We start from the raw sequence: 12,891 nt of genomic DNA on the forward strand, positions 1-12,891 counted from the left end.
TGACGGCGGCGCGCGAGGAGGGGCGAGAATTTTGGGAACGGCGCGCCCGTGCATTCCGATGACCGGCCGATGCAGCTGTTACATCCGGTCTGTGTCTGGTTGTTACCGCCGCAGCAGGGGCTCCCTCATTCTGCTTCCTCGAGCGCCATGCCCGGCCGGCGCCCGGCCGCGCTGTCAGCGCCCCAGCCGCCGCGCCACCTCGTCGTCCAGCGATGCCATGAACGCTTCCACGGCGCGCGTGTAGTCGCTGTCCAGGCCCAGGGTGCCGTTGATGTCGCCATGCGAGAGCGCCTGCGGCAGCACCTCGGCGCGGCCGCCCGTCTCGCGCACGCGGCGGGCCATGTGCACGGCCTGCTGGCAGGGGTGGTCCGGGCGCACGGTCGAGCACACGAACTGGAACGGCGCCGCGCCCGGCACGAGCTGGTCGTAGGGCGACAGCGCCGCCCAGTAGGCCGGGTTGTCGCCGAAGGCCTCGTCGTAGAGCGCGGCGTGGGGCGCCCCCATGAGGGCGGGCAGGTCCAGCACCGCGCTGTCCAGCGACACCGCGCCCAGCCAGGGCGCCGCGCCCGCGCGCTGCGCCAGCGCCGGCTGGGCGTTCAGCAGCGCCACCAGGTGCGCGCCCGCCGAATGGCCCATGAGCACGGTCCGGGTGCCGTCGGCCCCCCACTGCGCCGCCCGCTGCTGGACCGTGGCGAGGGCCGTGGCCACGTCGTGCGCCTGCAGCGCCACGCCCGTGTCCGGCAGCAGCCGGTAGTTGACCGACACCAGCACGAAGCCGAGCGGCACCCAGCGCGCCACCTTCTCCTGCACCACGCGCTCCATGGCCTTGTCGCCCGTGCGCCACGCGCCGCCGTGGACCATGAAGAGGATCGGCGCCCGTGGCCCGGCGGCCGGCCGCGCGGAGGCGGGCGGCAGGTACACGTCCATGCGTTGCAGCGGGTCGTTGCCGTAGGGCTCGTCGAAGAGGCGCTGCACGCCTTCGGGCAGCCGCGAAATGCTGCCGGTGCCGTCATGCAGGAATCCCGCGGCCTTCAGGCCACCGCCCCCGGCGAAGCGCCCCTGCCACGGGCTTTGGGCCTGTGCCGGCGGCGCCATCGCGGCGGCAAAGGCCAGCAGCAGCGCGGCCACGGCCGGGCGGAACAAAGGGGGTGAAACGCGGCAGGGTTGTGGGTGGACAGTGGCGTGGGCGGTCATGGCATCGGGCTCCGTGGGTTTTCAGTGGCTGCATTGCGAAGGGGGCAGGGCGCTGCGCCCTGCTCGCCACTGTGCCGCGCCACCGTTCCAAAACGATGGCCCGCGCATGCCAAGGTATGACAAACCATGACCGCTGCGCCAGGGGCTGTCATGGCCTGACACGGGCATGCCGATGGCGCCGCGGGCCGGCCCTACCATCGCGGTCAATCACAGGGGTTTTTCCATGACCGATGCGCTGGGCCGGATTCTGGTGGCCGATGACGAACCCGACCTGCGGGCGCTGCTGGAGCGCTACCTGGGCGACCACGGCTATGCCGTGCGCACGGTCGATGGCGCCGGCCCGCTCGACCGGCTGCTGGCGCGCGAGCGCTTCGACGTGCTGGTGCTGGATGTGATGATGCCGGGCGAGGACGGCCTGGCCATCTGCCGCCGCCTGCGCGCGCAGGGCGAGACCATTCCCATCCTCATGCTGACCGCCCGCGGCGACCCGGTGGACCGCATCGTCGGCCTGGAGATGGGCGCCGACGACTACCTGCCCAAGCCCTTTCAGCCGCGCGAACTGCTCGCGCGCATCCAGGCCATGGTGCGGCGCCAGCGCATGCTGGGTGCGCACGCCGGCCCCGCGCCCTCGGCCGGGCGCGTGGCGTTCGGCGATTTCACGCTGTGGCTGGACGAGCGCCGGCTGGAGCGCGCGGGGCAGGACCTGCCCATCACCACCGCCGAATTCGCGCTGCTGCGCGTGCTGGCCGGCCACCCGCACCGCCCGCTGGGGCGCGACCGGCTCATCGCGCTCGCCCACGGGCCGGCGCATGCCGCCACCGACCGCAGCATCGACGTGCAGGTCATGCGCCTGCGCAAGCTGATCGAGGCGGACCCGGCCCGGCCGCGCTACATCCGCACCGTGTGGGGCGTGGGCTACGTGTTCGTGCCGGATGCCGCGGCCCCGCCGCCGGCCGATGGCGCGGAGGCCGCCCCATGAGCGCGCCGGCCGGCTCCGCGTCCGGTGCGCGCCGCGCGCGCTGGCCGCGCAGCCTGCTCGGTCGGCAGTGGCTGCTGGTGGCGGCCCTGGTGGTGCTGGGCCAGCTGTGTGCGGCCTGGCTGGCGCGGCAGATGATCCTGCGCCCCCGCGCCGACCAGGTGGCCGAGGGCGTGGCCCGCCAGGTCGATGCGCTGCGCGCCGGGCTGGCCGCGCTGCCGCCCGCGCAGCGGGCGGCGTTCGCCGACGCCTTCAACCACCGCGCCCGGCAGCTGGCCGGCACGGCCGCTGGCGCTGCGCCCGGTGCACGGCCCTCGCCCGTGGAGCGGACTTTCATGCAGGCCGTGGAGCGCCGCCTGGCCGCCGATGCCGGCAGCACTGGCGCCGACACCGCCCCCCGCTGGCGGCGCGACGAGGCCGGCGGGCTCGTGCTGCGCGTGTCCTTCGACGGCGCGGACCACTGGCTGGGCCTGCCCGGCCTGTTCCCCACGCGGGAGGCCACGGGCGCCTGGCTGATGGCCACGGCGGCCGGCATGCTGCTGGCGCTGGCCGGGGCCTGGTGGCTGCAGCGGCACCTGCACCGGCCGCTGGCGCGCGTGGTGGCGGCGGCCCGGCGCATCGCACGCGGCCAGCCGCCACCGCCCCTGCCCGAGGAGGGCCCCGAGGAACTCGCCACCGTCAGCCGCAGCATCAACGCCATGGCGCTCGCCCTGGCCCGCGCCGACCACGACCGCGCGCTGATGCTGGCCGGCGTGTCGCACGATCTGCGCACGCCGCTCACCAAGCTGCGCCTGGGCGTGGAGATCGCGCAGCCCCGGCTGGATGGCGACCTGGCCGCCAGCATGGCGCGCAGCATCGACGAGATGGATGCCATCGTCGGCCAGTTCCTCGACTTCGCCCGCGTGGGCGAGGCCGAGGCCCCGGTGCGCGAATCGCTCGACGCCCTGGCCGACGCCGTCGCCCAGGCCCAGGCGGACCACGGCCGCACCGTGCGCGTGGAGCCGGGCGGCGCCCCGCCGCTGCCCCTGCGCCCCCAGGCCCTGCGCCGCGCCGTGGACAACCTGGTGGAGAACGCCTGGCGCCACGGCGCCGCCCCCGTGGTGCTGCGCACGGGCGGGGCCGCGCCGGGGGCGGCCGCGTGGATCGAGGTGCAGGACGGCGGCCCGGGCATCGCGCCGCAGGACCTCGCCCGCGTGCGCGAGCCGTTCGCGCGCGGCGGCGCGGCGCGCTCGGGGTCGCCGGGGGCGGGGCTGGGCCTGGCGATCGTGGAGCGCGTGGCGCGGGCGCACGGGGGCGCGCTGGAACTGCATGGCGCGCCCGGGCAGGGGCTGCGGGCGCGCATCGTGCTGCCGCGGGACACCGGCGCCGGTGGTCTGGAAGAGGGTTCAAGCAAAATAGGGCCCCAGCGCAATCAGGACTAGGGCATGTCGCTATTAAATCAATAGCATTGTCCGGGCCGGTTTGCACCGCCGCAGCGGTCCTGGCTCCTGGCTCCGGCAGGAGGGAGCCGGGCCGCTGAGCCCGTTCCACGCCCCACCACGCTGCCCCTTCCATGCCCATGCCTTTGCGAACCCTGTGCGGCGCGGCCTTGCTGCTGCTCGCCAGCGCATGCACGGCCGTCCCACCGGCTTCGACGGCGCCTGCGCCCGCCACCTTCCCCGGCGCATCGTGGGAGCCCCAGCCCGTCGCGGAACAGGGGCCGGCCTGCCGCCGCAGTCTCGAAGCCGCCGGCGACGACCTTCGCACCCTGGACACGACCGCCCTGATGGCGGTGCAGGACGGCCGGGTGCTGTTCGAGTACGGCCCGGTGGAGGCGGTCAGCATCGTGTTTTCGGTGCGCAAGAGCGTGCTGGCGATGCTGTACGGCAAGTATGTGGCGAACGGCACCATCGACCTCGGCCGCACGCTGGCGGACCTGGGCATCGACGACACGGGCGGCCTGCTGCCGATCGAGCGGCAGGCGACATTGCGCGACCTGCTCACGGCGCGGTCGGGCATCTACCATGCGGCCGCCAACGGGGGCGACGACGCGGCGGCCGCGCCGGCGCGCGGCTCCCAGGTGCCGGGCCGCTATTTCCTCTACAACAACTGGGACTTCAATGCCGCGGGCACGGCGTTCGAGCGGCTGACCGGCCGTGGCATCTACCAGGCCTTCGCGCACGATCTGGCCGCGCCGCTGCAGCTGCAGGACTTCGACCCGGCGCGCCACGTGCGCAGCGGCGACGCCCGGCGTTCCGAGCACCTGGCCTATCCCTTCTTCCTTTCCACGCGCGACATGGCGCGGCTGGGCCATCTGATGCTGCAGCAGGGCCGCTGGCGCGGGCAGCAGATCGTTCCGGCGGACTGGGTGGCGCAGATCACGCGGCAGACGACCCCCGCCTCGCAGATGCACCCGGCGCACACCGCGCGGCGCGGCTTCGGGTACGGCTATTTGTGGTGGCTGCTGCAGGAGCCGCCGGACTCGCCCCTGGCAGGCGCCTACATGGCCTGGGGCGTGCACGGCCAGTACCTCCTGGTGGTGCCGAAACGGCAGATGGTGATCGCGCACAAGCGCCAGGTGCCGGTGGCGGGGGACTGGAACGTCAGCTGGGTCGGGCCGAAGGCGTTCTTGCACGCCGCCCGCCTGCTGGCGGCCGCGCCTTGCCGGGCCGGCGAGGCGCCCTGATCGGCCCGCGAACAGCAACGAAAAAGGCCGCTGGCGCAATCGGTACTAGGGCATATTGCTATTGAATTTGTAGCGAATCACCCGGCTGCGCCACCGCATCCCCGGCCCCCAGCCGGAACACCCCCGCCGCCCGCACCAGTTCCTCCGCCTGCGCCCGCAGGCTGTTCGCCGCGGCGGCCATCTCCTCGACCAGCGCGGCGTTCTGCTGGGTGGCCTGGTCCATCTCGGTGACGGCCTCGCCCACCTGGGAGACGCCCAGCGACTGCTCGTGGCTGGCCGCGCTGATCTCGCCCATGATGTCCGTCACGCGGCGGATGGCGGTGACCACGTCGGTCATGGTGCTGCCCGCCTGGTCGGCCAGGGCGCTGCCCTGCGCCACCCGCTCCACGCTGGCGCCGATCAGCGCCTTGATCTCCTTGGCCGCCTCGGCGCTGCGGCCGGCCAGGCTGCGCACCTCGCCGGCCACGACGGCGAAGCCCCGGCCCTGCTCGCCCGCGCGGGCGGCTTCCACCGCGGCGTTCAGCGCGAGGATGTTGGTCTGGAAGGCGATGCCGTCGATCACGCCGATGATGTCGCCGATCTTGCGCGAGGCGGCGTGGATGCCCTGCATGGTCTCCACCACGCGCGTGACCACGGCGCCGCCCTGCACGGCCACGGTGCTGGCGTGTTCGGCGAGCTGGTTGGCCTGCCGCGCGCTGTCGGCGTTCTGGCGCACGGTGGCGGTCATCTCCTCCATCGAGGCGGCGGTTTCCTCCAGGGCGCTGGCCTGGGCCTCGGTGCGGGCCGACAGGTCCATGTTGCCCTGGGCGATCTGGGCGCTGGCGGTGGCCACGCCCTCGGAGCCGCTGCGCACCTGCGCCACCATGGGCTTGAGGCGCGCGCGCATCTGCTGCTGCGCGGCGATGAGCCGGCCCACCTCGTTGCTGCCGTGGGCGGTGTCCTCGCCGCTCAGGTCGCCCGCGGCCACGGCGCTGGCCAGGTCCACGGCCTGCGCCAGCGGCCGGGTGATGGATCGCACGAAGACCGCCGCCAGCCCGCCCGCGAGGCCCAGCGCCAGCGCCATGGCCAGCGCGGCGACACCCAGGGCGCGCTGGTGGCGGGCCACGCGCTGCTGCAGCGCGGCGTCCAGGCTGGCCATGGCGGTGGCGTTCAGGGCGCTCAGCGCCTCGATGGTGGCCGAGAGATCGTCGAAGTAGTCCTTGGCGGGCAGGGTGATCTCGGTGGCCTGGAGCAGCCCCCGGTCGGCCAGGCCGCGCGATGCGGCCACGCGCTGGCGCACGGCCGGCACCTGGGCGCCCAGCGCCTGCTGCAGGCCGGCATCCCCGGCCATGGCGCGGTCGAAATTGCGGAAGGTGCTTTCCTCCAGCTCGCCCACGCGCTGCTGCAGCGCCTGCAGCGAGCCCTTGCCCTCGGGCGGCAGGCTGGCGCGCGCCAGATACCCGGCGCCCTGGCCGCGCAGCAGGCCGATTTTTTCGCCCAGCAGTGGGGCGTGGACCAGCGAGGCCTGGATCAGGTCCTGCGTGGCGGTGTCGGGATCGGTCTGGAAGCCGTAGGCGTGCAGCAGCTCCTCGCTCACCCGCAGCAGGTCGGCCACCAGCTGCGTGTGCTGCGCCAGGGCCTGCGCGGCGGGCAGCGCGCGGGCCGCCACGGCCTGCTCCAGCGCGCGCCAGGCCTGCGCCGCGTCGGCCCAGGCCTTGACCTGCGCGGCGGGTGCCGCGGCGGCCGCCATCTGCCGGTCGGCCTCGGCCAGGGCCTGGTTCATCGCATCGCGCACGGCGGGCCGGCGCGCGCCCAGCACCTCGTCCCCGTTGAGCATGGCGGCCGACAGGCCCCGGTGCACCTGCAGCCACTGCGCGGCCTGGTTGACCGCGATGATGGCCGGCGCGCCCGTGCTCTCATGGCGCGCGTCGCCGATCTCCTGCAGCGCGCCGCGCACGTACAGCCCGGTGGGCAGCGCGGACATCAGCACGGCGATCACGCCGAGGATCAGGAATTTCTGAAGCAGGGTGAGGCGGTGGAGGAGGGGCATTTTGTGTAAACAAATGTTTGGTTCTGGGGTTTAGCAAGACATGTGCCTTGGTTTCTTCTCCTTGTTTTCAGCTTAATATTTCAATGATTGTTGTATAGTCGAATCATGAACGAATCCGATGTTGTCCGAGCCCTCGCCGCCTTGGCGCAGGAAGTGCGCCTGCGGGTTTTCCGGGCGCTGGTGGTCGCGGGGGAAGAGGGGCTCACGCCCGGCGCCCTGGCCGAGCGGCTGGAGATCGCGCCCAACACCCTGTCCTTTCACCTCAAGGAGCTGACCCACGCGGGGCTCATCAGCCAGGAGCGCCAGGGCCGCAATCTGATCTACCGCGCCGCCTATCCGGCCATGAACGCGCTGCTGGCCTATCTCACCGAGAACTGCTGCCAGGGCGCGCCGTGCCTTCCCGAGACCGCTGCATCCTGCCGCTGCTAGTGGTGCCTGCCAGCCCAGGCCACCCGTCGAAACGCCATTCATCCGGAGCCTTCCATGAGCGACACCCCGCAAGCCTTGAACGTCCTCTTTCTGTGCACCCACAATTCGGCCCGCAGCATCCTGGCCGAGGCCCTGCTCAATGACATGGGCCGGGGCCGCTTCCGTGCCTTCTCCGCCGGGAGCAGCCCGCGCGAACACCAGCAGCCCCATCCGCTCGGCATCCAGGTGCTGCGCAGCGCCGGCATTGCGACCGAAGGCCTGCGCAGCAAGAGCTGGGACGAGTTCGCCGCGCCCGGCGCGCCCGCCATGGACCTGGTCATCACCGTCTGCGACAACGCGGCGGGCGAGGCGTGCCCGATCTGGCCGGGGCACCCGGCCACGGCCCACTGGGGCTATGCCGACCCCAGCGAAGGCGATGGCACCGACGCCGAAAAGCGGGAGGCGTTCCGCCAGACGCTGCACGCGATGAAGCGGCGGCTGGACCTGCTCGTGGCCTTGCCACAGGACAAGCTGGCCCAGGCCGTGCTTCAAACCAGCGTCCGCCAGCTGGCCACCGATTGAGGACGCAATGCAGAAATCCGGCATGGGCGCGTTCGAGCGCTACCTCACGGTGTGGGTGCTGCTGTGCATCGCCGTGGGCATCGGCTTGGGCCAGGTCTTTCCCGGAGCGGCCCGCACCCTGGGCGGCTGGGAGGTCGCCCGGGTGAACCTGCCGGTCGGCCTGCTCATCTGGGTGATGATCGTTCCGATGCTGCTCAAGGTGGACTTCGCGGCCCTGGGCGACGTGCGCCACCACCTGCGCGGCATCGGCGTCACCTTGTTCGTGAACTGGCTGGTCAAGCCGTTTTCCATGGCCTTCCTGGGGTGGCTGTTCATCCGCCAGTGGTTTGCGCCCCATCTGCCGGCGGACCAGATCGACAGCTACATCGCCGGGCTGATCCTGCTGGCCGCGGCGCCCTGCACGGCCATGGTGTTCGTGTGGAGCCGCCTCACGGGCGGCGATCCGCTCTTCACGCTGTCGCAGGTCGCGCTGAACGACATCATCATGATCGTGGCCTTCGCGCCGCTGGTGGCCTTGCTGCTGGGCCTGTCGGCCATCGCCGTGCCTTGGGACACCTTGCTGACTTCGGTGGTGCTGTACATCGTCATTCCGGTGGCACTGGCGCAATGGGGGCGGCGGGCCCTGCTCGCGCGGGGGCCGGCCGTGTTCGAGGCGGCGCTGCAGCGCATCGCGCCGTGGTCCATCGCGGCCTTGCTGCTCACGCTGGTGCTGCTGTTCGCCTTCCAGGGCGAGGCGATCCTGGCGCAGCCGCTCGTGATCGCGCTGCTGGCCGTGCCGATCCTGATCCAGGTGCTGTTCAACTCGGCGCTGGCCTACGGGCTCAACCGGGCGGCCGGAGAAAAGCACGCCATCGCCGGCCCGTCGGCGCTGATCGGCGCATCCAATTTCTTCGAGCTGGCCGTGGCCACCGCCATCGGCCTGTTCGGCTTTCACTCGGGGGCGGCGCTCGCCACCGTGGTGGGGGTGCTCATCGAGGTGCCGGTGATGCTGCTGGTGGTCAAGGCCGTGAATGCTTCCAAGGGCTGGTATGAATCCTGATCTTCCGAACGTCGATGCCGCGTTGCTGCACCCGGTCGATCCTGAGCGGCTGTTTCCCGCGCAGCGCTCCACCCATGCCCCGCGCATCCTGCTGCTGTACGGCTCGGTGCGCGAGCGCTCCTACAGCCGGCTGCTGACCGAAGAGGCGGCGCGGCTGCTGCGGGCGTTGGGCGCCGAGGCGCGCATCTTCGATCCGCGCGGCCTGCCGCTGCCGGATTCGGAGCCCGAGGACCACCCCAAGGTGGCCGAGCTGCGCACCCTCGCCCAATGGGCGGAAGGCATGGTCTGGACCTCGCCCGAACGCCATGGCGCGATGACCGGCATCCTCAAGATGCAGATCGACTGGATTCCGCTGTCGGTCGGCGCGGTGCGCCCCACCCAGGGCAAGACGCTGGCGGTGATGGAGGTTTCGGGCGGCTCGCAGTCCTTCAATGCCGTCAACCAGATGCGGGTGCTGGGCCGCTGGATGCGCATGGTCACCATCCCCAACCAGTCGTCCGTGGCCAAGGCGTTCCTCGAATTCGACGAGGCCGGCCGCATGAAGCCGTCGAGCTACTACGAGCGCGTGGTGGATGTCATGGAAGAGCTGGTGAAGTTCACCCTGCTGACGCGCGACGGTGCGGCCTACCTGGTGGACCGTTACAGCGAGCGCCGGGAAAGCGCCGAGGCGTTGTCGCAACGGGTGAACCAGCGCGGCCTCTGAGCGGCAGCCGAGCGGCCGGGCGCAGTGCGGGCCGAGATCGGCGTCCCGCCACACTGTCCCGCGCGGCCACACGGAAACCGGGGCCGTGTTGAATAATCGATCTCTCCCGCCCCCCTTTTCCCCGACTTCTTCCCCCGCCCCCTTTTCTGCGCCGGCCTGCCGGCGAACCGCCGCATGCCCTGTCCCGTGCTTCCTTCCGCCTTCGCCGCGCTGCCGCGCCCTGGACGACACCGCTGGCCCTGCCTGCCGGGCCGCAGGGAGGCCGCATGAGCGCGGCGGCCCGGGCGCCGGCCGGCGATGCCATGGCCACGCGGGACGTGCTGGCTGCGCTGGCGGTGGTGGTCATCTGGGGCATCAATTTCGTGGCGATGAAGTGGGGCCTGCGCTACTTCACCCCGTTCCAGCTCGGCGCCGTGCGGTATGTCATCGCGGCGCTGCCGCTGGTGTTCTTCCTGAAGCCGCCGAGCCTGCACTGGCGCTGGGTGCTGCTGTTCGGGCTGTTTCAGGGCGTGGGGCAGTTCGGTTTCGGCTTTTTTGCCCTGAAGCTGGGCATGACGGCGGCGCTGGCCAGCGTGCTGATGCAGACGCAGGTGTTCTTCACCGCGCTGTTCGCCTTCGGCATCCTGCGCGAGCGGCCCGGGCGGCCGCTGGTGCTGGGCATGGCGATCGCGGCCGTGGGCCTCCTGTGCTTCGCCATGAACTTCATCGGGCCGGGCGCCACCGGCACGGGCGTGGGCGGTGCGACGCTGGTGGGCATCTGCCTCACCCTGTGCGCGGCTGCGTCCTGGGCGGTGTCCAACATCGTCTCGCGCATGGCGCAGCGGGCATCGCCGGGCTACAACCCGCTGTCGTTCGTGGTCTGGAGCAGCCTGGTGCCGGTGCTGCCATTCGCGGCGCTGTCGGCCCTGACCGATGCGGACGCGGGCCGCTGGCTGCACTGGGACGCCTGGGCCGCGCTGCCGCCAGTCGCCTGGGGCTCGATCGCCTACCTGGGCTGGGTGGCCACCATCGTCGGCTACGGCCTGTGGACCGGGCTGCTCACCCGCTACCCGGCCAACCGCGTGGCGCCCTTCAGCCTGGGCGTGCCGGTGGTGGGGCTGGCCGCGGGACTGCTGGCGCTGGGCGAGGTGGTCACCGCGTGGCAGTGGGCCGGCGTGGCCTGCGTGGTGCTGGCGCTGGTGTGCGTGGTGCTCGGGCCGCGCTGGGCGCGGCGCTGACCGGGCACTGCCGCCCGTTCAGCCCCGGCTCTGCGGCCGGCCACCGCTACAGCGGCCGCCGGTGGGCGTAGCGCACCACCGTCACCCCTGCCCGCGCCTGGCGCGTGGAGGGCATGACGAGCACGCAGTCGTCGTACGGCGTGGCGACGGGCTCGCCGTCGTTGTCGCCGATCACCGTGCCGGCCTTGGCGATCACCTCCAGGCCGGTGAACGGCTGCGTGAAGCGGAAGGCGCTGCTTCGGGCGACCACCGGGCCGGTCACCTCCAGCACCCACTGGCGCGGCGCATCGGGCTGGCGCCAGCCGGGCAGCAGCGCGGCCAGCGCCTGGGGGCTGAGCACCTGCGCCGCCGCGAGGAAGCGCACGCATTGGTCATAGGCCACGGTGCGGCTGGACAGCGCGCCATGGAAGCCGCATTCCACCAGCAGCGAGCGCTTGTCGCCGGCCTGCGCGTCGGGCAGGCCGAAGTGCCCGTAGTCGCGCATGCGCACGCCGTCCTGGTGGCCCGCATCGGCCACGATGTGCTCGGGCGCGCCCATGCGGCGGGCCAGCTCCAGGTTGCGCGGGTGCAGGCCGGTGAGCAAGAGCGGCGCCCCGGGCTCGTGCATCGAATGCAGGTCCAGCAGCCAGTCGGCGCGCGCCACGAAGGGCCGCAGCGCGGCGGCGCGGCGGCGCTCGCGCGTGTCGCCGGCCTCCATGCGCTCGTCGGTCCACTGGCGGTTCATGTCCTGGTCGGTGAAGCGCGAGGCGTCGTGGTCGGCCGGATCGAAGCGGTCGAAGGCCTCCAGGTTGCAGAACGCCAGCGTGAGCGCGCCCTGCTGCGGGCGCAGCCCCGCCGCCAGCAGGCCCTGCAGCGCCCAGGCGCCGCACAGCTCGTTGCCGTGCACCAGGGCGCTGATGAGGGCATGGCGGCCGGGCAGGCCGGAGTCGAAGTGCCACACGCCTTCGGTGCCGGTATTGCCGGCGCGCCAGGGCGTGAGGTCGGGGGCGGGGAGTGCGAAGGTCCGGGGCATAAAAGTCACTCCTCGATCTTGGCGAATTCGACGATCTTCTGGTACTTGGCCACTTCCGAGGCGATGAACTGGTCGGCGTTCACGCTGGTGGAGGCCACGGTCGAGCCGGTGGCTTCCATTTTCTTGCGGAAGTCGGGCGACTGCAGCGCCTCGTTCAGCGCCTTCTTGAGCTTGTCGTGCACGGGCTTGGGCAGCTTGGCCGGGCCCATGAGGGCGAACCACACGCCGATGTCCACGTTCTTGTACTGCGGCAGCTCGGCCAGCGCGGGAATGTCGGGCGTGATGGCCGAGCGCTTGGCCTCGGTCGTGCCCAGCGCGATGACCTTGCCGCTCTTGATGTGGGGCAGGCCGCTGGAGAGCACGAACACGCCGAACTCCAGGTTGTTGCCCAGCAGGTCGTTGGTGAGCGGGGCCACGCCGCGGTAGGGGATGTGCGTCATGAACAGCTTGCCCTGCTCCTTGACCATCTCGCCCGCCAGGTGCAGCGAGGTGCCCACGCCCGAGCTGCCGTAGCTGTACTTGCCGGGGTTCCTGGACACCAGCTGGGTGAACTCGGCCGCGTTCTTCACGCCCGAGCCGGTGGAGGCCACCAGCACCAGGGGCTGCGAGGCGATCAGGCCAATGGCGGTGAAATCCTTCACGTCGTACTTGACCTTCTTGGTCACGAGCTTGTTGATGGCGATCTCGTTGCTCGCGCCCACGAGCAGCGTGTAGCCGTCTGGCGCGGCGCTGGCCACCTTCTGCGCGCCGATGGCGCCGCCCGCGCCGCCCACGTTCTCGATCACCACCGGCACGCCCAGGCGCGCGCCCAGTTCCTGCGCCACCGTGCGCCCGGTGAGGTCGGTGCTGCCGCCGGGCGGGTAGCCGACGACGATGGTGATGGGCTTGCTCGGGTAGCTGTCCTGCGCGGCGGCGGGGCCGGCGGCCAGCAGGGCGAGGCCGCACAGCAGCAAGGTGCGGCGGAAGGCGGGTTGGGCATGCATCGGAGTCTCCTGGTGGGGTGTGGGCCGATTGTGCGAAGGCAGGCAGGGCGCGGGGGTGCCGAGTCGGCACGCCATGGTGCTGT

At 72.2% G+C, this 12,891-nt stretch carries 12 protein-coding genes; 8 read left to right on the top strand and 4 right to left on the bottom strand.

Annotated elements, in window-relative coordinates:
• Positions 1 to 174: 174 nt before the first annotated feature.
• Positions 175 to 1,194 carry an alpha/beta hydrolase gene (locus M5C98_RS00470; protein ID WP_272550325.1) on the bottom strand — a complete coding sequence of 340 codons (1,020 nt, stop codon included), beginning with the start codon at positions 1,192 to 1,194 and terminating at the stop codon, positions 175 to 177.
• Positions 1,195 to 1,417: 223 nt separating this feature from the next.
• Here M5C98_RS00470 and ompR point away from each other — a divergent pair, with 223 nt between their 5' ends.
• The 3 genes from ompR (at position 1,418) to M5C98_RS00485 (ending at position 4,835) form a co-directional block, all read left to right on the top strand.
• Positions 1,418 to 2,173 carry an osmolarity response regulator transcription factor OmpR gene (gene ompR, locus M5C98_RS00475; protein WP_272550327.1) on the top strand — a complete coding sequence of 252 codons (756 nt, stop codon included), beginning with the start codon at positions 1,418 to 1,420 and terminating at the stop codon, positions 2,171 to 2,173.
• Positions 2,170 to 3,591, top strand: a complete 1,422-nt coding sequence (locus M5C98_RS00480; protein ID WP_272550328.1) for an ATP-binding protein — start codon at positions 2,170 to 2,172, stop codon at positions 3,589 to 3,591. Before ompR ends, M5C98_RS00480 begins: the two co-directional genes overlap by 4 nt.
• A 137-nt stretch (positions 3,592 to 3,728) precedes the next feature.
• Entirely contained in the window at positions 3,729 to 4,835 is a 1,107-nt protein-coding gene (locus tag M5C98_RS00485; protein WP_272550329.1) for a serine hydrolase domain-containing protein, read from the top strand.
• 58 nt (positions 4,836 to 4,893) lie between these two features.
• On the opposite strand, the gene M5C98_RS00490 is transcribed toward M5C98_RS00485, so the two are convergent.
• The gene (locus M5C98_RS00490; RefSeq protein ID WP_272550330.1) at positions 4,894 to 6,864 is read right to left on the bottom strand and encodes a methyl-accepting chemotaxis protein; all 1,971 of its coding nucleotides are present in this window, start codon (positions 6,862 to 6,864) and stop codon (positions 4,894 to 4,896) included.
• A gap of 105 nt (positions 6,865 to 6,969) precedes the next feature.
• Here M5C98_RS00490 and M5C98_RS00495 point away from each other — a divergent pair, with 105 nt between their 5' ends.
• From M5C98_RS00495 to M5C98_RS00515, 5 genes are all read left to right on the top strand, one after another.
• Entirely contained in the window at positions 6,970 to 7,293 is a 324-nt protein-coding gene (locus tag M5C98_RS00495) for an ArsR/SmtB family transcription factor (RefSeq protein ID WP_272550331.1), read from the top strand.
• 54 nt (positions 7,294 to 7,347) lie between these two features.
• Positions 7,348 to 7,854 carry an arsenate reductase ArsC gene (locus M5C98_RS00500; protein WP_272550333.1) on the top strand — a complete coding sequence of 169 codons (507 nt, stop codon included), beginning with the start codon at positions 7,348 to 7,350 and terminating at the stop codon, positions 7,852 to 7,854.
• Between the two features lie 7 nt (positions 7,855 to 7,861).
• Positions 7,862 to 8,893 (top strand): ACR3 family arsenite efflux transporter, encoded by a 1,032-nt coding sequence (gene arsB, locus M5C98_RS00505; protein WP_272550335.1) that lies wholly within the window; start codon positions 7,862 to 7,864, stop codon positions 8,891 to 8,893.
• Complete coding sequence (gene arsH, locus M5C98_RS00510) at positions 8,883 to 9,596, top strand: arsenical resistance protein ArsH (RefSeq protein ID WP_272550336.1); 714 nt, start codon at positions 8,883 to 8,885, stop codon at positions 9,594 to 9,596. Before arsB ends, arsH begins: the two co-directional genes overlap by 11 nt.
• A gap of 266 nt (positions 9,597 to 9,862) precedes the next feature.
• Positions 9,863 to 10,813 carry an EamA family transporter gene (locus tag M5C98_RS00515; RefSeq protein WP_272550337.1) on the top strand — a complete coding sequence of 317 codons (951 nt, stop codon included), beginning with the start codon at positions 9,863 to 9,865 and terminating at the stop codon, positions 10,811 to 10,813.
• Between the two features lie 46 nt (positions 10,814 to 10,859).
• On the opposite strand, the gene M5C98_RS00520 is transcribed toward M5C98_RS00515, so the two are convergent.
• Together M5C98_RS00520 and M5C98_RS00525 are read right to left on the bottom strand one after the other, a co-directional pair.
• Positions 10,860 to 11,825, bottom strand: coding sequence for a succinylglutamate desuccinylase/aspartoacylase domain-containing protein (locus M5C98_RS00520; RefSeq protein ID WP_272550338.1), 966 nt, complete (start codon positions 11,823 to 11,825; stop codon positions 10,860 to 10,862).
• Between the two features lie 5 nt (positions 11,826 to 11,830).
• Positions 11,831 to 12,808 (bottom strand): Bug family tripartite tricarboxylate transporter substrate binding protein, encoded by a 978-nt coding sequence (locus M5C98_RS00525; RefSeq protein ID WP_272550339.1) that lies wholly within the window; start codon positions 12,806 to 12,808, stop codon positions 11,831 to 11,833.
• Positions 12,809 to 12,891: the final 83 nt, after the last annotated feature.

The organism is Acidovorax sp. NCPPB 3576, assembly GCF_028473605.1.
Lineage (GTDB): Bacteria > Pseudomonadota > Gammaproteobacteria > Burkholderiales > Burkholderiaceae_C > Paracidovorax.